The sequence below is a fragment of the Rhodobacter capsulatus genome, from assembly GCF_003254295.1.
In the GTDB taxonomy this organism is placed as follows: domain Bacteria; phylum Pseudomonadota; class Alphaproteobacteria; order Rhodobacterales; family Rhodobacteraceae; genus Rhodobacter; species Rhodobacter capsulatus.
In genome coordinates this window covers 27,585-45,762 of record NZ_QKZO01000005.1, presented here as the reverse complement: position 1 = coordinate 45,762, position 18,178 = coordinate 27,585, and the positions used below count along the sequence as shown (strand labels likewise).

The 18,178-nt window shown below is 66.2% G+C and carries 19 protein-coding genes; 9 read left to right on the top strand and 10 right to left on the bottom strand.

Annotated features, from left to right (window positions below):
* Positions 1 to 75 precede the first annotated feature (75 nt).
* Positions 76 to 384, top strand: a complete 309-nt coding sequence (locus LY44_RS08395) for a DUF2218 domain-containing protein (RefSeq protein ID WP_111395998.1) — start codon at positions 76 to 78, stop codon at positions 382 to 384.
* 2 nt (positions 385 to 386) lie between these two features.
* Here the strand turns inward: LY44_RS08395 and LY44_RS08390 are convergent, their stop codons facing one another.
* Together LY44_RS08390 and LY44_RS08385 are read right to left on the bottom strand one after the other, a co-directional pair.
* Positions 387 to 1,208 carry an alpha/beta hydrolase gene (locus LY44_RS08390; protein WP_055210457.1) on the bottom strand — a complete coding sequence of 274 codons (822 nt, stop codon included), beginning with the start codon at positions 1,206 to 1,208 and terminating at the stop codon, positions 387 to 389.
* Positions 1,208 to 3,307 carry a TonB-dependent siderophore receptor gene (locus tag LY44_RS08385; RefSeq protein ID WP_223230714.1) on the bottom strand — a complete coding sequence of 700 codons (2,100 nt, stop codon included), beginning with the start codon at positions 3,305 to 3,307 and terminating at the stop codon, positions 1,208 to 1,210. Before LY44_RS08385 ends, LY44_RS08390 begins: the two co-directional genes overlap by 1 nt.
* 135 nt (positions 3,308 to 3,442) lie before the next feature.
* Here LY44_RS08385 and LY44_RS08380 point away from each other — a divergent pair, with 135 nt between their 5' ends.
* From LY44_RS08380 to LY44_RS08345, 8 genes are all read left to right on the top strand, one after another.
* Positions 3,443 to 4,408, top strand: a complete 966-nt coding sequence (locus LY44_RS08380) for a helix-turn-helix transcriptional regulator (protein ID WP_055210459.1) — start codon at positions 3,443 to 3,445, stop codon at positions 4,406 to 4,408.
* Positions 4,409 to 4,513: 105 nt separating this feature from the next.
* On the top strand, positions 4,514 to 5,128 hold the full coding sequence (locus LY44_RS08375) for a ribonuclease D (RefSeq protein WP_055210461.1): 615 nt from the start codon (positions 4,514 to 4,516) through the stop codon (positions 5,126 to 5,128).
* The gene (locus tag LY44_RS08370; protein ID WP_055210463.1) at positions 5,109 to 6,065 is read left to right on the top strand and encodes a KpsF/GutQ family sugar-phosphate isomerase; all 957 of its coding nucleotides are present in this window, start codon (positions 5,109 to 5,111) and stop codon (positions 6,063 to 6,065) included. Before LY44_RS08375 ends, LY44_RS08370 begins: the two co-directional genes overlap by 20 nt.
* Positions 6,065 to 6,664: an LPS export ABC transporter periplasmic protein LptC gene (gene lptC, locus LY44_RS08365; RefSeq protein WP_055210465.1), complete on the top strand. Its 600-nt coding sequence runs from the start codon at positions 6,065 to 6,067 to the stop codon at positions 6,662 to 6,664. The genes LY44_RS08370 and lptC overlap by 1 nt, the downstream gene beginning before the upstream one ends.
* Positions 6,665 to 6,671: 7 nt before the next feature.
* Entirely contained in the window at positions 6,672 to 7,157 is a 486-nt protein-coding gene (lptA, locus tag LY44_RS08360; RefSeq protein WP_055210467.1) for a lipopolysaccharide transport periplasmic protein LptA, read from the top strand.
* Positions 7,154 to 7,912: an LPS export ABC transporter ATP-binding protein gene (lptB, locus tag LY44_RS08355; RefSeq protein WP_055210469.1), complete on the top strand. Its 759-nt coding sequence runs from the start codon at positions 7,154 to 7,156 to the stop codon at positions 7,910 to 7,912. The genes lptA and lptB overlap by 4 nt, the downstream gene beginning before the upstream one ends.
* 226 nt (positions 7,913 to 8,138) lie before the next feature.
* Positions 8,139 to 8,714 carry a ribosome hibernation-promoting factor, HPF/YfiA family gene (gene hpf, locus LY44_RS08350; protein ID WP_055210472.1) on the top strand — a complete coding sequence of 192 codons (576 nt, stop codon included), beginning with the start codon at positions 8,139 to 8,141 and terminating at the stop codon, positions 8,712 to 8,714.
* A 31-nt stretch (positions 8,715 to 8,745) separates the two neighbouring features.
* Complete coding sequence (locus LY44_RS08345; RefSeq protein ID WP_055210583.1) at positions 8,746 to 9,213, top strand: PTS sugar transporter subunit IIA; 468 nt, start codon at positions 8,746 to 8,748, stop codon at positions 9,211 to 9,213.
* On the opposite strand, the gene LY44_RS08340 is transcribed toward LY44_RS08345, so the two are convergent.
* The 8 genes from LY44_RS08340 to cysQ all read right to left on the bottom strand — a co-directional run bounded on the left by LY44_RS08340 (position 9,214) and on the right by cysQ (position 18,159).
* Positions 9,214 to 10,617, bottom strand: coding sequence for a hypothetical protein (locus LY44_RS08340; protein ID WP_055210474.1), 1,404 nt, complete (start codon positions 10,615 to 10,617; stop codon positions 9,214 to 9,216).
* Position 10,618: 1 nt separating this feature from the next.
* Positions 10,619 to 12,307, bottom strand: a complete 1,689-nt coding sequence (locus LY44_RS08335) for a DUF5927 domain-containing protein (RefSeq protein WP_055210476.1) — start codon at positions 12,305 to 12,307, stop codon at positions 10,619 to 10,621.
* A 10-nt stretch (positions 12,308 to 12,317) separates the two neighbouring features.
* Positions 12,318 to 13,328, bottom strand: coding sequence for a glycosyltransferase family 2 protein (locus tag LY44_RS08330; RefSeq protein WP_055210478.1), 1,011 nt, complete (start codon positions 13,326 to 13,328; stop codon positions 12,318 to 12,320).
* A gap of 144 nt (positions 13,329 to 13,472) precedes the next feature.
* Complete coding sequence (locus LY44_RS08325; RefSeq protein WP_055210481.1) at positions 13,473 to 14,495, bottom strand: glycosyltransferase family 2 protein; 1,023 nt, start codon at positions 14,493 to 14,495, stop codon at positions 13,473 to 13,475.
* An 18-nt stretch (positions 14,496 to 14,513) separates the two neighbouring features.
* A complete protein-coding gene (gene galE, locus LY44_RS08320) occupies positions 14,514 to 15,500 on the bottom strand; it encodes a UDP-glucose 4-epimerase GalE (protein ID WP_055210483.1) in 987 nt (328 codons plus the stop codon).
* A gap of 3 nt (positions 15,501 to 15,503) precedes the next feature.
* Positions 15,504 to 16,397 (bottom strand): UTP--glucose-1-phosphate uridylyltransferase GalU, encoded by an 894-nt coding sequence (galU, locus tag LY44_RS08315; RefSeq protein ID WP_055210484.1) that lies wholly within the window; start codon positions 16,395 to 16,397, stop codon positions 15,504 to 15,506.
* 167 nt (positions 16,398 to 16,564) lie between these two features.
* A complete protein-coding gene (locus LY44_RS08310; RefSeq protein ID WP_055210486.1) occupies positions 16,565 to 17,365 on the bottom strand; it encodes a 3-deoxy-manno-octulosonate cytidylyltransferase in 801 nt (266 codons plus the stop codon).
* Positions 17,365 to 18,159, bottom strand: coding sequence for a 3'(2'),5'-bisphosphate nucleotidase CysQ (gene cysQ / locus LY44_RS08305; RefSeq protein ID WP_055210488.1), 795 nt, complete (start codon positions 18,157 to 18,159; stop codon positions 17,365 to 17,367). The genes LY44_RS08310 and cysQ overlap by 1 nt, the downstream gene beginning before the upstream one ends.
* Positions 18,160 to 18,178 lie beyond the last annotated feature (19 nt).

Here is an 18,178-nt window from a genome sequence, read left to right as displayed (position 1 = left end):
CTTCGCCCGGGCTGGATACCCCCTTGCCCGGGTCTTGACCAGAAGGTAGCCTACAAAAAAACTAAGGATATACGGATGATCGTCACCACGGCCCGCTTTGCCACCCCGCATGCGGCGAAATACATCGCGCAGCTGTGCAAGCATTTCTCCCACAAGGTTCCCGCGGACTGGGACGAGGGGCAGGGGCAGGCGGCGCTGCCCTCGGGCCCGGTCAGCCTGCGCGCCGAGGCTGATGCGCTTGTGGTGCGGATCACCGCCGAGGATGCCAAGGCGATGATCCAGTCGCGCTTCGTCGTCGACAGCCATCTGGTGACCTTTGCCCATCGCGAGGGGTTCACCGGGCTGTGCTGGCAGATCGAGGCCGGGCCGATTGAGGCCGACTGAGATCAGCGCCACAGGAAGCTGACCGCGGCAGCCAGAAACCCCGGGACAGAGCCGCCATGACCCTGACCGGGGATTTCCTGCAGGTCGGTGCCCAGATCCTGCGCCAGCCGCCCGGCCCGGCCCGCCATGTCGCGCTCTGTCAGCCGTTGCACCCGGTCGGGGGCGATCCCGGCCGCCTTGGCCGCAGCGGGCCGTTCCAGCGCGCCGATCGTCAAGAGCACCGCCGGGCGCGGCCCGGGCGGCGGCGCGTAAGCCCCCGGATCGGTCCAGAGCGAGGGGCTGCCCGCCGCGACATGGCTGAAAAGATCGGGCCGCGCAAAGCCCGCCCGCAGCGCAAAGGCGCCGCCATAGGAATGGCCCAGCACCATCCGGTGCCGCGGATCGACGGGCAGCACCGCCTCGACCCGCGGCAGGATCGTCTCGGTCAGCAGCGCAAGCGTTGCCGCCGCCCCCGGGGCCTCGATCAGATCGGGGCCGCGCCGCGCCAGATCGATCAGCCCCGGCCCGGGCCAGCCGATCCCCACCACCACCGTCGGCCGCACCGGCCCCGCCGCCTGCGCCGAGCCTTGCAGCACCAGCGCCTCGCGCAGGGTTGCGAAACTCCAGCCCGCATCAAGGGCATAGATGATGCCGTAGCCCTCGGGCGGGGGCGGCGCGTCGGGCCAGCCCACCACCACGGCGAGCGGCCCCTGCGGCGCGGCGATCTCGAACCGGGCGGTGCGGTCGAGCACCAGCGCCGGTCCCAGATCCTGCACCGTCCCGACAGGCTGGGCGGCCGCCCCCGTGCCGCCCAGAACCAGCATCAAGCCCAGCACCCGCCGCATCAGAACCGCCGCGTCAGCGCCAGCGAGACGGCGCGGGGCTCGCCGCGGAAGTTGAAGACGGTCGGGCCGCCGACGCGGGAATAGTAATCCTTGTCCAGCACGTTCGAGACCGTCAGCCGCAGATCGGTCAGGTCGTTCAGCTGCCGTTTCGCCGTCAGATCCAGCACGCCATGGCCCGGGGCGCGGATCGTGGTCGTGCCCGAGACCGAGGAGAAGCCCGAGACCGCCCGCCATTGCCCGCCAAAGGACCAGTCGGCCAGCGCCCCCTCGGTCACGTCATATTCGGCCGAAAGCTTCAGCATGTGCCGCGGCGTATAGGTCGAGAACTGCTCGCCCGCGGTGGGGCCGTTGCGATATTCCGAGGTCGAATACGTGTATCCGCCCGCCAGATGCAGCGCGGGGCCGATCTCGCCCGCCGCTTCGATCTCGAAGCCGCGCATCCGCACTTCGCCCTCGGCCACGGCATAGGTGGTGCCCGGCACCGTCTGCGCCCGGTTCACCTGATCGAGCTGGAACAGCGCGGCGGAGACATCGAGCCCCGCGCCCAGCGTCGCCTTGGCGCCGATCTCGATCTGCTGCCCTTCGAGCGGATCGAGCACCCGGCCCGCCGCATCCAGCGCGGTCTGGGTCTGGAAGATCTCGGTGTAGCTGGCGTAAAGCGTCGTCTCGGGGGTCAGATCGAAGGTCACCCCGGCAAAGGGCGTCGGATGGGCATCCACGCCCACCTGCGTCCGCAAGCCACTGGCCGAGACCGAGTCGACATCATGCCAGCTCAGCCGGGTGCCTCCCATCAGCGTCAGCCGGTCGGTCGGTTTCAGCCGACCCTGCGCATAGACCCCGCGCGAGGTGGTGTCGGTCGTCGCCACCGGCCCATAGGTCACGCTCGGCGCGGCCAGCCCCGAAGTGTCCCAGTTGTCCAGATCCCAGCTGCCGGAAAAGCTGCCCGAGGCGACGCGCAGATTTGTGTCGCTGTTTTGCGCATCGACGCCAAGGATCGCCAGACCCTCCCAGCCGCCGAGCGCGAAGGGCAGTTCGGCATGGGCGTCGAAGGCGGTGGTGTCATGGGTGAAATCGCGCGCGATCCAGGAGAGCCGCGACACGGTATTGTCGGCCGCCGCCGCCGTGCCGGTATAGGCATAAAGGAAATCGCCGGTCTGGTGCGAGCGGCGCAGGCTGGTCTTGACCCGGACGCCATTGTCGAAGCGATGCTCGAGCGCGGCGACGCCATCGGTCACGTCATTGTCGAAGCGGTTCCAGTCGGCGGCGGTGGTGACCGCCGGATCAAGCCACAGCAGCGTGCCGTCGGCCCGGGTCGGCAGGCCGTTGTAAGGTGCGATGTCGCGGCGCATGTTCGAGATCGAGAAGGTCGCGGTTGTGTTCGGGCCGATGTCCCAGGCCAGCGCGCCATAAAGCTGATCGACGCCGTTTTCCTGTTTGTCGACAAAGCCGTCGCCCGCCGCATGGGCCGCCACCACCCGGCCGCGCAGATTGCCCGCGGCATTCAATGCGCCGCCGTAATCCAGCTCCAGCCGCTTTTGCCCGACCGAGGTGACGGTGGCGGTGACCGACCCGCCCGGCTCGGTCCGGTTCGCCTGTTTCAGCCGCATGTTCACCGCCCCCGCAGGCGAGCCCGCGCCGATGAACAGCCCCGAGGGCCCCTTGAGCACTTCGACATGGTCGACGATCGACAGATCCGGCTGCGTGCCATAGATCGAGCTGACCGGTGCGGGCAGGCCGTCGTAATAAAGATAGTCCAGCTCGAACCCGCGCGAGAACAGCGAGGACCGGCCGATGTCATTCGACAGCACCAGCAGGCCCGGGGTGTTCTCGATCGCGGTTTCCAGCGCGGTATAGCCACCGTCCTCGATCTGCTTGCGGGTCACGACCGAGGTCGATTGCGGCACTTCGCGCGGCGTCATTGCCGCCTTTTCACCGACCGAGATCAGCCCGCTCTTGTAGCTGTCCGAGCCCTCGGTCTCGTAGCTGGCGCCCTTGACGGTGATCGCGCCAAGATCGGTGCTGTCCTCGGCCCAGGCCCCGCCCGCAAGCAGCGGCGCGATCAGCGCGGTGCCCAGGAAAAGCGCGCTGCGGATCGTCATTCTCGGCATTCCGGTTCCTCGTCTTTATATCCGATAATTTTTGTAATATATAATCGGGCCAAGGTCGGCGCCGCCACGGGCCGGGCTTGCGAAAACCGTCAAACTGCTTGTCGAAACCGTCAGACTGGGGCTGCGATGACCCGTTCGATCCTGCTGCAGGACATAGCCGCCGGGGCGCATCTGTCGGGGGCAGAGTTCGGTGCCACGATTCGCCCCGAGCGCGTGGCGCTGGAGGGCATGCGGATTGCGGGGCATCTGCCCTCGGGGCTGCGGCTGCACACATTGGATGCGAAAGCCGCGACCGATTTCGAAACCCGGATCCTGCGCGCGCCGGGGGTGGTGCTGCATCTGATCCTTGCGGGCAGCGCCGAGGCTTTCATCGGGCCGCATCGGTTGCGGCTGGAACGGCGGGCCGAAGATCCCGCGCGGCTGGCCTTTTACGCGCTGGGCGCGGCGGCGCCCTTCCTGCGCCGGGCGCGGGCGGGCGATCATCTGCGCAAGGTCAGCATCGACATCGGCTGGGACTGGCTCGCCGCGCGCGGCATTCCGGCCGAGCAGGTTCTGGCCGGGGCGAATTTCCGGCACGAAACCTGGCCCGCGACGGCGGCCGAAACCGCGATGGCCGAGGAGCTGGTGGCGCTTGATCTGCCGGGCGGGCCGGAGGATCCCTGCCGCCTGCTGTTGCGCGAGGCGCGGGTCTTCGGCCTTGTCGCGGGGCTGATGACGCGGTTGACCGCCGCCCCCGGGGCGCTGCGCCCGGCCGAGACCGAACGGCTGCGTCGGCTGGAGGATCGGGCGCTGCGCCCCGGACCGATGCCCGATCTGGCGCAGATCGCCGAGGAGGCGGGGATGAGCCTGTCGTCCCTGCAGCGGCTGTTTCAGCGCGCCTATGGCCTCTCGGCCAAGGCGCGGATCAGGGGCCTGCGGCTGCGCCGGGCCGAGGCCGCGCTGCGCGGCGGGACGAGCGTGCGCGAGGCCGCCCATCTGGCCGGCTTCGTCTCGGTCGAGAGCTTCGCCACCGCGTTCCGGCGGGAATTCGGCCTGCCGCCCTCGCTGGTCTCGGCGGCGATCCCGGCGGCGGCCTCCGGGGCGGGGCGCTGAGCCGGGCGCGGTTTTCGGCCGCGTCACCGCGCCGTGACCCGTCGGGCGTGGCAAAGCCCGGGCAAACTCTGTATATCTGCGCGAAACGTCGCGAAAGGACTGCCCGTGACCATTCATCTGCATCAGAACGACCTGCCCGAGGGGCTTGATCTTGGCCCCGTCGTCGCCATCGATACCGAAACCATGGGGCTTGATCCGCGCCGTGACCGGCTATGCCTCGTGCAGATGTCCTCGGGCGATGGCACCGCGCATCTGGTGCAGATCGCGAAGGGCCAGACCGAGGCGCCGCGGCTTTGCGCCATGCTGGCCGATCCGAAGGTGGAGAAGCTTTTCCACTTCGCCCGCTTCGACATCGCCGCGCTGTACAATGCCTTCGGCGTGGTGACCGCGCCGGTTTTCTGCACCAAGATCGCCTCGAAGATGGTGCGGACCTTCACCGACCGGCACGGGCTGAAATATCTTCTGGCCGATCTGGTGGGCGTCGATGTGTCGAAGCAGCAGCAGACCTCGGACTGGGGCGCGGCGGAGCTGACCGCGGCGCAGCTCGACTATGCCGCCTCGGACGTGCTTTACCTGCACCAGCTGAAAGCGGCGCTGGTGACGCGGCTTGCCCGTGAGGGCCGGACCGAGCTGGCGCAGGCCTGTTTCGACTTCCTGCCCGCCCGGGCCCGGCTGGACCTGATGGGCTGGGAGGAACCGAATGACATCTTCCACCACTGATTTCGCCGATACCGCCCGGCGGGTGATCGAGATCGAGATCGCCGGGCTGCAGGCGCTGGCCGAAAGTCTGGATGGCGCCTTTGGCGCGGCGGTGCAGATGATCCTCTCCGCGCGCGGGCGGGTGATCGTTTCGGGCATGGGCAAGTCGGGCCATATCGCGCGCAAGATCGCGGCGACGCTGGCCAGCACCGGCACGCCCGCGCAATTCGTGCATCCGGCCGAGGCGAGCCATGGCGATCTGGGCATGGTCACGCGCGAGGATGTGGCGCTGGTGCTGTCGAATTCGGGCGAGACGCCCGAGCTGGCGGATCTGATCGCTCATACCCGCCGCTTTTCCATTCCGCTGATCGGCGTCGCCGCACGGCCCGATTCGACCCTGCTGCGGCAGGCCGATGTGGCGCTGGTGCTGCCGCAGGCGGCCGAGGCCTGCGGCACCGGCGTCGTGCCCACCACCTCGACGACGATGACGCTGGCGCTGGGCGATGCGCTCGCCGTGGCGCTGATGGAGCATCGCCAGTTCACCCCCGAACATTTCCGCACCTTCCACCCCGGCGGCAAGCTCGGCGCGCGGCTGTCGAAAGTCGCGGATCTGATGCACCGGGACATGCCGCTGGTGACCGGCACGACGCCGATGCCCGAGGCGCTGTTGATCATCAGCCAAAAGGGTTTCGGCGTCGTCGGCGTCACCGATGCCGAGGGGCGGCTGATCGGCATCGTCACCGATGGCGACCTGCGCCGCCACATGGACGGGCTTTTGTCGCGCAGCGTGGCCGAGGTGATGACCCGCACGCCGCGCTCCATCGCCCCCACCGCGCTGGCCGAGGCCGCGGTGGCGGTGATGAACGACAGCAAGATCACCTGCCTCTTCGCGGTCGAGGACGGCCGCCCGGTCGGCATCCTGCATATCCACGACTGTCTGCGCGCCGGGGTGGTGTGATGACCGCCGAGAGCCGCCATACCGCGCTGGTGCATTGGGCGAAGATCGCCCTGCCGCTGAGCGCGCTGGTGCTGCTTTCGACGCTGTTCCTGTTTTCCGGCAAGGCCGATCCGACGACGGCGGCGATCTATTCCAAGGTCGATGTCACCACGCTTGCGCGCGAGCAGCGCCTGACCGCGCCCGAGTTTTCCGGCATGACCGAAGACGGCGCGGCGCTGACGGTGCGGGCCGCGACCGCCGCCCCCGATGCCGCGGGCCATGGCGCCTCGGCCAGCCAGATCATCGCGAGGCTGGAGGAAGGGTCGGGCGTCGTCACCGACCTGCGCGCGAAATCCGGCCGGATCGATCCCGCGGCCGGGCAGATCCGGCTGCGCGACGGCGTGGCGGTGCAGACCACCTCGGGCTACCGGATCGCGACCGAGCAGCTCGACATGGCGACCGACCGCACCGCGATCACCGCGCCGGGCGCGGTCTCGGCCGAGGCGCCCTTTGGCAGCTTGCAGGCCGGACGGATGCAGATTGACCGCAAGGATGCACAAACCGGCTCGGATCTGGTGTTCCAAGGCGGTGTGAAGCTGATATATCACCCGCAGAAATGAGGTTCCGATGCGCTTTCTGCCTGCCCTTGCCGGTCTGACCCTTGCCCTTGCCTGCGGGGCGGCCCTGGCTCAGGAGGTCGCCTTTCCCGGCCTGCGCACCGACACCGGCGCGCAGGTGGAGGTGACGGCCGACAGCCTCTCGGTGCATCAGGCCGATGGCGCTGCGGTGTTCACCGGCAATGTGCTGATCGTGCAGGGGTCGATGCGGCTGAAGGCCGACCGGGTCGAGGTCGAATATGGCGCCGACCGCAGCAGGATCGCGAAGCTTCATGCCTCGGGCGGGGTGACGCTGGTTTCCGGCAAGGATGCCGCCGAAGCCCGCGAAGCCGTCTATGAGGTCGCCGCGGGCGCGGTCGAACTGACCGGCGACGTGCTGTTGACCCAGGGGCAGAACGTGCTGTCGGGGCAGCACATGACGATCGATCTGAAGACCGGCACCGGGCGGATGGACGGCCGCGTGCGGACCATCCTGCAACCGGGGGAAACCCGATGACCGAGGCGAAGCGGATCGGCACCGAAAGCCTGACCGGGCTGGATGTCACCAGCCTGCGCAAGAGTTATCGCAAGCGGCTGGTGCTGCGCGATGTGTCATTGCGGCTGGAACGCGGCGAGGTGGTGGCGCTGCTCGGTCCGAACGGGTCGGGCAAGACCACCTGTTTTTACGCCATCGCCGGGCTGGTGGCGCCCGATGCCGGGCGGGTCAGCATCGACGGGATCGACGCGACCGGGCTGCCGATGTATCGCCGCGCCCGGCTGGGCATCGGCTATCTGCCGCAGGAGGCCTCGATCTTCCGTGGCCTGACGGTGGAGCAGAACATCATGGCGGTGCTGGAAATCGCGCTCGCCGATCCGCACCACCGCCGCGAGCGGCTGGAAGAACTGCTCGGCGATTTCGCCATCACCCATCTGCGGCAGGCGCCCGCGCTGGCGCTGTCGGGGGGCGAGCGGCGGCGGGTGGAGATCGCCCGCTGTCTGGCGGCTGACCCGAAATATCTGCTTCTGGATGAACCCTTTGCAGGGGTCGACCCGATTGCGGTGGCGGAGATCCGCGCCCTGGTGTCGCATCTGAAGGAGCGCGGCATCGGCGTGCTGATCACCGATCACAACGTCCGGGAAACGCTGGAAATCGTCGATCGGGCTTATATCCTTCACGATGGCCGGGTGCTGATGTCGGGCCGCACCGAAGAGGTGGTGCGGGATGAAAACGTCCGCCGCGTCTACCTCGGCGAGAATTTCCGGATTCAGTAACAAAGGTTTCACAAAGGATGCGTTCGGGCAGTTGACAGCCCCGCGGTTCCGTTCCCAAATACGGGGTATGTGCACCAACGCACCCTCGCCCTGTTCCCCGTTCGGCCCGATTCCCGGCCCGCTCCGGTTTTGGGGCTCGACCTCCCCGGTTTCAAAGAAGAGTTCAACCACCTCGCATTCCGGACAGAGCATGCCGGTTGCGGGAAAATGACGTGAAGGAGAAGCCATGCGTTATCAGATCAGCGGAAAACAGCTCGACGTTGGCGAAGCCCTGCAAACCCATGTGAAGACCGAATTGGGGGAAACGGTCGACAAATACATGCAGCGACCCACCGATGCGACGGTGGTGTTTTCGCGCACCTCGCATGAATATTCCTGCGAAATCACCGTGCACCTGTCCACGGGTCTGACCGCTTCGGCCGCGGGCCGCGCGGGCGAGGTTTATGCCGCGTTTGAGGCCTGCCGCGAAAAGATGGACAAGCAGCTGCGCCGGCACAAGCGCCGCCTGAAAGACCATCACCGCGAACGCGTGACGCCGGTTGAATTCGATGCCGCGGGCCTGTATGTCCTCGCCGCGGAAGATGACGAGACGGAACCCGATGGCGAGAGCACGGCGCCGGTGATCGTCGCCGAGATGGAGACGAAAGTCCCCACGATCTCGGTCGGCGAGGCGGTGATGCAGATGGAACTTTCGACGAAGCCGCTTCTGGTCTTCCGCAACGAGAAACATGGCGGGGTCAACGTGGTCTACCGGCGGGACGACGGCAACGTCGGCTGGATCGATCCCCGCAACATCAAGTGAGCGTTCGACGATGGGCGCGGAAAAAGGACAGATGGATCTTTCCACCCTGCTCAAACCGGCGGCGGTCAAGGTTTTGACCAATGTCACGAGCAAGAAGCGCCTGTTTCAGGACCTTTCCGAAATCGCGCATTCAGCCTACGGGCTGGATGCGATCCAGACCGTGGATGCGCTGCAGGAACGCGAGATGCTGGGGCCGACCGGGGTCGGTCATGGCGTCGCGCTGCCGCATGCGCGTCTGCACGGGCTGAAATCGGTGGTGGGCGTGTTCCTGCGTCTGGAACGGCCGCTTGATTTCGACGCGGTGGACCGGCTGCCCGTCGATCTGATCTTTGCGCTCTTCGCGCCCAAGGATTCCGGCGTCGAGCATCTGAAGGCGCTGGCGCTGGTGTCGCGGACGCTGCGCAATGTCGAGACCTGCGCGAAACTGCGCGCCAATTCCGATCCGGCGGCGCTGCATGCGGTGCTGACAGCAGCATCGGGCGGCGTGCAGGCGGCCTGATCAGCCCTTTTTCCGTTTCCACGGCCCGAAGCCGAAGGTCATGTAGTCGCGCGCATAGGTGTCCGCGGCGGCCTGTTCCAGTTCGGGCGTCCAGACATCGGCCAGCTTAACCGGCGCGGTATCGCCCTGCGGTGCGGCGAAGGCCGGGGCCGGAACGCCGATCATCTGTGCCAGCGCGGCCAGATCCTCGGCCAGGCGGTCTTCGCGCGCGACAAGATCCGGGGGCGTGAACTGCGCGATGCCCTGCAGGCTGGCCGATTGGCTGGCCCAGAGCGGATGCACGGCAAGGCTTGTCTGCGCGTTCAGGTTCGTCTTCAGCCAGCCAAGGAAGGCCAAAAGCCCCGCCGCCCAGTCCTGCGGGACCATCGGCTTGCCCTCGGGCGGCAGCGGCAGCTTGTAGCTGCGGCGCAGCACCTCGCGGGTGTCGGACATCCCGTCTTGTGACAGAAGCGCGGCAAAGGCCAGATGGGCGCGCAACAGCGGATGGCGGATCACGGTGAAACTGCGGTGGCCGGGATGCCTGCGCTTCCACTGCCGCAGGGTCTTTTGCGAGAAATCGCTCTCGACCGGGCCCAGTTTCGCCAGCCAGCCGCGGATCGGCGCCTCCAGCCCCGGCCGGATCGGCAGATACAGAAGCCCGGCATCGCAGCCGACGAAGCCGGGCACGCCCGGACCCCGGCGCGGCTCGAAATTCGGCGTGCGCGACAGGTTGAACCGGTCGATCTTCGCCAGCGCCGCTTCCATCGCCGGGAAATTCGCCACCTTTTCTTCCAGCGCCTCGGGGTTTTGCACCACAAGGCTGGAGGGCAGCGCCGTCAGCCGCCCCGCGACCCCCAGCCAGTCGGCCAGACCGTTCAGCACCGCCAGATCCTGCGCATCTTCGTAATCGATGTAAAAGGCGGTCTGCCCCGAGCATTGCAACGCCCGCATCAGCGTGATCTGAAAGCCCTGCAGGGTTTGCAGATGCGCCTCGAATTCGGCGGCGTCGAAGTCCGCTTGCGGCGTGTCCTTGCGGTGTTTCGCATCACCCAGTTTCCACTGTCCGGTCGCCCGTGCCAGTTTCAGGCTGACATAGCTTTCGACCGGATTGCGGGTCAGCACGATCTTGGCGCAGCGGCGATCCTCAAGCATCGCCGAGAGCACGCGGGGGTCGTGGTCATGAAAGAACCGGCAGCCGTTCAGCCCCTCGGCTGATCTGATCCGGGCCCAGAGCAGCATCGGATCCCCGTCGCGGATTTCGCGGGGGATGCCCAGCAATTCGGTCCGTTTCGGATAGCCGATCAGCGCGGGGTTGAAGGCCTCGCCGTGGCAGGTGACGCCGGGCAGGTCGTTCAGCGCGGCTTCGAGCAGGTTCGAGCCCGTGCGCATTTCGGCGAAGACGACGAAGCAATCGAAGCGGCTCATCTCATTTCACCAGATAGGGGCGGCGGCGCGGCGGCGGCACGGTGTCCCCCGCCACCGGGAAATCGCCCATCAGCCGCGGTTGCATGCCCTGATTCTTCAGATTCTGCAGGAACTGGCCAAAGCCGGTCAGGTCGATCATCTGCGGCGCCTCGGTCAGCCGTCGCGTCGCGCGCGGGCTGATCTCGTCGATGATCATCTGCAACGGTTCCATCGGATTTTCGATGAATTCCGCCATCGTCCAGATCCGCACCCGCGCCTTGACATACATCGAGCGCAGGATGTTCAGATGCTCGATCTCGATCTGCTGCAGCCGGGCGGCCTCGCGGCGGATCTCGCTGAAATCCATCTGCGAATGAAACAGCGGCACCGCCCAGGCGCCCGAGATGACGGAGATCTGCGCATTCGGATCGGTGGCGGTGAACCAGTTGATGTCCTGGGTGTCGCGCGGGGAGAACATGAAACATTGCCGCTCGCCGCGGCCGTTCCAGATCAGATTGGTCAGAAAGCCGCGCGGGTTGTAATCGCGCAGCGCGGCGCTGTCGCTCAGACAGCCGTTGAACATCGTCTCGCCGCCGGAAAAGGCGGCGCGATCGGGCCCGAACAGATGGCCATGCACCCGGGCGCCCACGTATTTCGCCAGCCAACCTTCGAAGTTTTCGAAAAGGTCCGAAAATCCCTGAAGGATCGAATATTGCGCCGAGGTCTTGCCGTTCTCGTGATCCTGCCGCGGAAACCGGCTTTGCATGTAAAGCCCGGGCCGCCCGCGGGTGCGCCGCTCGACCGCCTTGGAAAACAGCCGGTCGATCTTGGACGGGTTCGGCTCGGCCAGGCTTTCGGCGGGCCGGTCCGACAGGAAGGTGGCGTAAAGCTTTTCCGCTTTTGGCCAGATTTTCCGCGCCACGAAGCAATCCGAGCGCCGCAGAAGCTGCAGGTGATCATCGTAGAAGATATGCGGCTTGCCCTGATAATCGAATTTCGACAGCGTCAGCGAGCGGCTTTCGATATTCGTCGCGTAAATCCGGGCGAGCGACTGGAAATAGCTTTCGTCGGGGATCCAGACGCGCTTGAAATAGCGGTCGTGCTGCGGCCGGTCCGGGGCCTGCAGGATCGCCGTCAGGGTCGGACGCGACAGGCACCACCATTGGCTGCCCAGATGCGGGACGATGCCGCCGGGGATCTTGCGCTTGAAGCCGATGCGGCGCTGGAAATCGACATAGGCATCGAACAGCCGCCGTCGCTTTTTCCAGGAAAACGGGAAGCGCAGGGTGAAGCGTTCCATGTCGATGCCGCCCACCGTCCAGCCGACCTCGGCGGTGGTGACGCTTTCGATGAAATCGGTGTTCGGGCGGGCGGCCAGATAGTCGGCCAGCTCGTGCAGCGGCCGCAGCGGCAGACAGGCGCCCGAGGCGAGAAAGACATGCCCGACTTCGGGGTGGCGGGCCAGCAGTTGCGTGGCCCCGGTCTGCGCCGCCTGCACCAGCGACCAGGTGCCCCAGTCGCATTTGAAGCGGGTGCAGAACGAGACGCTGTCCAGATCGGCGAGCGCGCGGCCAAGGGCGTCGAAGTCCTGCGCGGGCACACGGGCATCGACATGCACCACCACCGGCGCGCCATGGCTGGCCCAATAGCGCGCGACCTGGGCCGCCCGGTCCAGCGCGGTGTGACACATCATGATGAAGCCGACCGTCACCGCCGCGCCCTCATGCCCAGTTGCCCTTCGACATCAGCCCCAGAATTTCGAGCTGCCGCCAGTTGATATATTTCTCCGACCATTTGGTCCACAGATCGGGCTCTGTCTCCAGCCTGGCACTGTAGGCCTCGTATTCGCGCGAGCCCGCATAATGTTCGCGGCGCTGCATTTCCTCGGCCACCTTGGCACTCAGCGGTGACAGGAATTTGGCGTGCAAAAGGCAACCCGAGGCCTTTTCGCCCCCCCATTCGTCATAGACCATGTTCAGCCCGCGCGGCAGGATCATATGGGTCGAGGAGGCGAAGACAAAGCCGCGCTGCCATTTCACCAGCGGGATCTTGTTGAGCGAGGGCGCCGCGGCGGGATCCTCGGCAAAGAACACCCGCGCCCGCGGCCCGCCCTGAATCCACAGGTTCTGCATCTTGCGATTGCGCGATATCATGTAATTGCCGGCATCTAACCAGCAGGCGATCTCGAACGGGTTCTGCCCCTCGCGGTAGGGGACGGCATCGATCGGCCCCTTGGGATACATGTCGAGCAGCATCGCCGGGAAGCTGCGGATGCGATAGGTGTCCAGCCAGTCGGTCAGCGCGTCGATCGGCCGGGTGTCGCAGAACGGATAGACGAAGAATTCATCCGGATCGACGGTCAGCGTCCAATGCCCGGTGCCGTATTTGCGCAGCAGATGGTTGAGCCAGTCCATGCCGAAGGCGGCCGCCTTGTAAGAGGCCGTCGTCGTCCAGACCGAACAATCGGGCTGCGCCGCCAGATACTCGCGCGAGCCGTCGGTGCTGTCATTGTCGACAAAGATGAAATGGCCCACCCGCATGTCGCGGTAATAGCGCAGGAAATACGGCAGCCGGATGCGTTCGTTGCGCAGGGTGCAGAAAACGATGACATCGCGGGCGTCGATCTTCGCGGTGCGGTCGGCGACGGGCTTCAGCTGGCGGCGCTTGCGGAATGCGCGCCATTGGCGCTGACGCCGCTCCCGTCGAAGCCTGATCGCCTGTCTCAGTCCCAAACTGCCCTCGTGCCGTGCCCTGCGGCCCTTTCCTAGCGTATCCCGCTTGCGACAGGGTTAATTCCTGCCCGTTTCCGCGCGGGCGAGCATAGGCGGAACCGTGCAGCAGGTAAACCGTTGGTTCCTCTGCAGATCCGATCCGCCCTAAAGCCAGCCGCCGCGCGACATCAGCCCCAGCGCCTCGAGCTGACGCCAGCCGGTGAGCCGCCGCGACTGCGGCGTCCAGAAATCGGGTGAGGCCATCAGGCTGTCGTAATAGCTGTCGAAAATCTCGGGGCGGCCGAAATGCTCGCGCCGGTCTTTCTCCTCGGCGGCCTTGCGCACCACCTCGGGCAGGAATTTCGTGTGCAGAAGCAGGCCCGAAATCGCCTCGCCGCCCATCCGGTCATAGACCTCGTTCAGCCGCGGCGGCAGGATCGCATGGGTGGAATTGAGATAGACCCAGCGCCGGTTCCAGCGCACGAGCGGGATCTTGGACAAGGTCGGCGCATGGCGGGGACGGTCGGCAAAGAACATCCGCGCCCGCGGACCGCCTTGAATCCACAGCGCTTTCGTGCGCTCTTGCCGGGTGATCGTGTAATTGCCCGCATCGAACCAGTGCAGGATCTGCAGGGGATCGTCGCCCGGAAGGTAGCTTTGCGCCTGCACCGGACCCTTTGGGTAAAGTTCCAGCATCATCGCCGGAAAGACCCGCTGCCCCGAGCGATCCAGCCAGCCGGTCAGGGCGGCAAGCGGGCGGGTGTCATGATGCGGATAGATCAGCAATTCATCGGCATCGACGGTCAGGCACCAGTGGTCATGGCCATGGCGGAACATCAGCCAGGTCAGCCAATCCAGCCCGAAGCGGTGCAGCCGATAGCTGGAGCCGGTCTGCCAGAGCGAGACATCGGGCTGGGCCGCCAGCAGATCGGGGCTGCCGTCGGTGCTTTTATTGTCCACGATCAGGAAATGATCGACGCCCAGACGGCGGTAGTGATCGAGGAAATGCGGCAGCCGCTGCGCCTCGTTCCGGACCGCGGCGAACAGAAGGATGTCACCGCGCCGGATCGCCCCGGTGCGATCCTGCAGCGCGGTCAGACGGCGGCGTCGGCGCAAGGCACGCGCCAGTAGATAGCGGCGTCTCAGCCGCCAGCGATAGGCCTGCCACAGCTTTGACCAAAGCGCCATCTTGCCCCCATTCGGGGGTTATCTTTCATAATGTCCGCTTTGATGCCAGCGCCATGCATCGGCGATCATCGTCGCGAGATCGCTGCGTTTCGGTGCCCAGCCCAGATCGCGGATCGCCTTGGTCGAGCCCGAGACCAGCACCGCGGCATCGCCCGGACGGCGGTCGCCCTCAAGGATCGGCACCGCGCGGTTGGTCACGGCCTTCGATTGCGCGATTACCTCGCGCACCGAAAAGCCGGTGCCGGAGCCCAGACAGAACACCTCCGAGCCCTTGCCTGCCTGCAGCCATTGCAGCCCCAGCACATGGGCATCGACCAGATCGGAGACATGGACATAATCGCGAATGCAGGTGCCGTCCTTGGTCGGGTAATCCGAGCCGTAAACTGTCAGCGCCGGGCGCTTGCCGTCGATCGCATCCAGCATCAGGGGCACCAGATGCGTTTCCGGGCGGTGGAATTCGCCCACCTCGCCCTCGGGGTCGGCGCCCGCGACGTTGAAATAGCGGAAGATCACCGAGCGCAGGCCGTGGCTCGCCCCGAAATCGCGCAGGATCATCTCGATCGCCTGTTTCGAGCCGCCATAGGCGTTGATCGGTGCCTGCGTGGTGGTCTCGTTCAGCACCACCCCGTCCTGATCGCCATAGGTGGCGCAGGTCGAGGAGAAGACGAAATCAAGGCAGCCCGCGGCGCAGGCCGCCTCGATCAGGGTCAAGGACGACAGCACGTTGTGGCGCCAGTAAAGCCCGGGGTTCTTCATCGACTCGCCGACAAGGCTGAGGGCGGCGAAATGCATCACCGCCACCGGCTGCCAGCGCGCGAAAACCTCATCCAGCCGCGCCCGGTCCGAGAGATCACCCTCTTCGAGCGGGCCGAACTTGACCGCATCGCGCCAGCCGGTGACGAAGCTGTCGTAGGTCACCGGAACATAGCCCGCCCGGGCCAGCGCCTTGCAGGCATGGGAGCCGATATACCCGGCCCCCCCCGTCACCAGAACATGCTGCGCCATCCGTTATTGCGCCGCCGTCCGCATCGCCATCACATCACCGAGGAAATCGGCGAATTCGTCGCGCAGATCCTCACGCGCCAGACCAAAGGCCACCGTCGCCTGCAGGAACCCGGCCTTGGAGCCGCAGTCATAGCGCTGGCCGCGGAAGCGGAAGCCGTAAACCGGCTGCCCGGCCTCGATCTCCTCGGCGATGGCGTCGGTCAGCTGGATTTCGCCCCCCGCGCCCTCTTTCTTCTTGTTGAGGTTCTGCATCACCCGCGGCGTCAGGATGTAGCGCCCGATCACCGCGAGGTTCGAGGGCGCCACATCGGGTTGCGGCTTCTCGATCATGCCCTTGACCTTGACCAGCGAGCCCATGTCCTCGGCGATGTCCAGAACGCCATAGGACGAGGTCTTTTCATGCGGCACTTCCATCGCCGCGACGACGTTGCCGCCGGTCTCGTTATAGGCTTCCATCATCTGCTGCAGACAGGGTTTTTCCGCGGCGATGACGTCATCGGTCAGGATCACGGCAAAGGGCTCGTTGCCGACCAGACGGCGGGCACACCAGACGGCATGGCCAAGGCCCATCGGCCGGTTCTGCCGCACATAGGCGATGGCGCCCGAATCCATGTTCGTGGCCTTCAGCGCCTCGAGCAGCTCGGTCTTGCCCTTCTTGCGCAGCGAGGTTTCCAGTTCCGGCGCGTCGTCGAAGTAATCCTCCAGCGCCGATTTGCCCCGCGAGGTGACGAAGATGAATTCCTTGATCCCGGCGGCCCGGGCTTCGTCGATCGCGTATTGAATGAGCGGGCGGTCGACCAGCGTCAGGATCTCTTTCGGGATCGACTTCGTGGCCGGAAGAAAGCGTGTGCCGAGGCCAGCGACCGGAAAAATCGCTTTCGTGACCTTGCGTTTCATAATGCACCTTTGTGCGTGTGGGCTGCTCGCGTCTCAGTTGGGGGCATAATCCACCCTTTTGAAGACCGGCTCAAGCTTCGCCTGTGCAGAAGTGAACCGCCCGCCGGAAAAAGCAGGCGGTTTTTCGCCGCTGCGGAAACAACTTTCACGGCGCCGCGATGAATGTATCAGTCCTGCCCCATCGCGGCCATCATCGCCTCGATCTTCGGCACGTCCGAGGGGTTGTTCAGCTCCCAGAACTGCCGCCCGCGCGATTCGACCTCGACGCAAAGCACAGAGCGGCCGTTTTCCAAAAACCGCAGCTGTTCGAGCCCTTCGAGCGTTTCGAGCGGACCGACCGGCCAACCGGAATAGGCCGCCAGCGTCTCGGGGCGATAGGCATAGACGCCGACGTGATGAAAGACCGGGGTCGGTTCATCCGCGCCATAGCTCTTGCCGGTGAAGGGGATCACTTCCTTGGAGAAATAGATCCCCCGGTTGCCCGCGCCGAAGACCGCGGTGGTGCCGCCGACGCGGTCGTTGCGGCGATCCTCGATCAGGCTGGCCAGCATCGCGCCTTCGCAGCGCAGGACCGGCGTGGCCAGTTCCGCCCAGGGGTTCGCGATCAGCCCCGCCACCAGATCCTCGACGAACCAGGCCGGGGTGAGCGGCGCATCGCCCTGCAGGTTCACCACGATGTCATGGCCGCCGCCAAGGTTTGCCAGGGCCTCGGCCACCCGTTCGGTGCCATTGGCGCAGGCCGACGAGGTCATCACCACCTCGGCGCCGAAGCTTTCGGCCTCGGCACGGATGCGGTCATCGTCGGTTGCCACCACCACCCGGGCCACGCCCTGCACCGCCCGGGCCGCCTCCCAGCTGCGCCGGATCAGAGTCTTTGCCACGCCATTGGCGCCGGTCAGCGTGACGAGCGGCTTGCCCGGATAGCGGCTCGAGGCGTAACGGGCGGGGATGACGACCAGAACCGACATCACTTCACCAGGATCACGCCGGGGGCATAGGCGATGAAGAACGGGTTGGCGAAGCCGTCCTTGCCATAGGTGAAGGGGCCGTGATCGTCGAAGCGCACCATCTCGCCGCCCGCCCCGCGCAGCACGGCATCGCCCGCCGCGGTATCCCATTCCATCGTCCGGCCCAGACGCGGGTAAAGATCGGCCTCGCCCGTCGCCACCAGACAGAATTTCAGAGACGAGCCCGCCGAGGTCATGTCGGCCACCGCATAGCGGGCGATATAGTCATCGGTCGCCTGATCGCGGTGCGATTTCGACGCCACCACCATCAGCGCCCGGTTGTCGGGCACCGACACGGTGATCGGCTTCTGCTCGCCCACGGTTTCCTTGTCGAAGGCGCCCAGCTCCTCGACCGAACGGCCATCGGCCAGCGTGTAAAAGAGCCGCCCCTTGGCGGGCGCATAGACGATCCCGCGCAGCGGCACGCCGTTTTCGACATAGGCGATGTTGACGGTGAAATCGCCGCGGCGCTGCACGAATTCCTTGGTGCCATCGAGCGGATCGACGATCAGGAAGGTCTTGACGCTTTGCGCGTGGCTCGCCGCCTGTTCCTCGGTCACCAGCGCGATCTGCGGGAAGGCCTCGGCCAGCCCTTCGGAGATCAGCGCATCGGCGGCCTCGTCGGCCTCGGTCACCGGCGAGGCATCGGCTTTCGTCTTCACCGCGAAATCGGGAGAATCATAGATCTGCATGATCCGGTCGCCCGCCTCCAGCGCCAGACGGCGCATCACGCTCACAAGACGGTCAAAGTCCATCACTCTCTCCTGTCGGCCG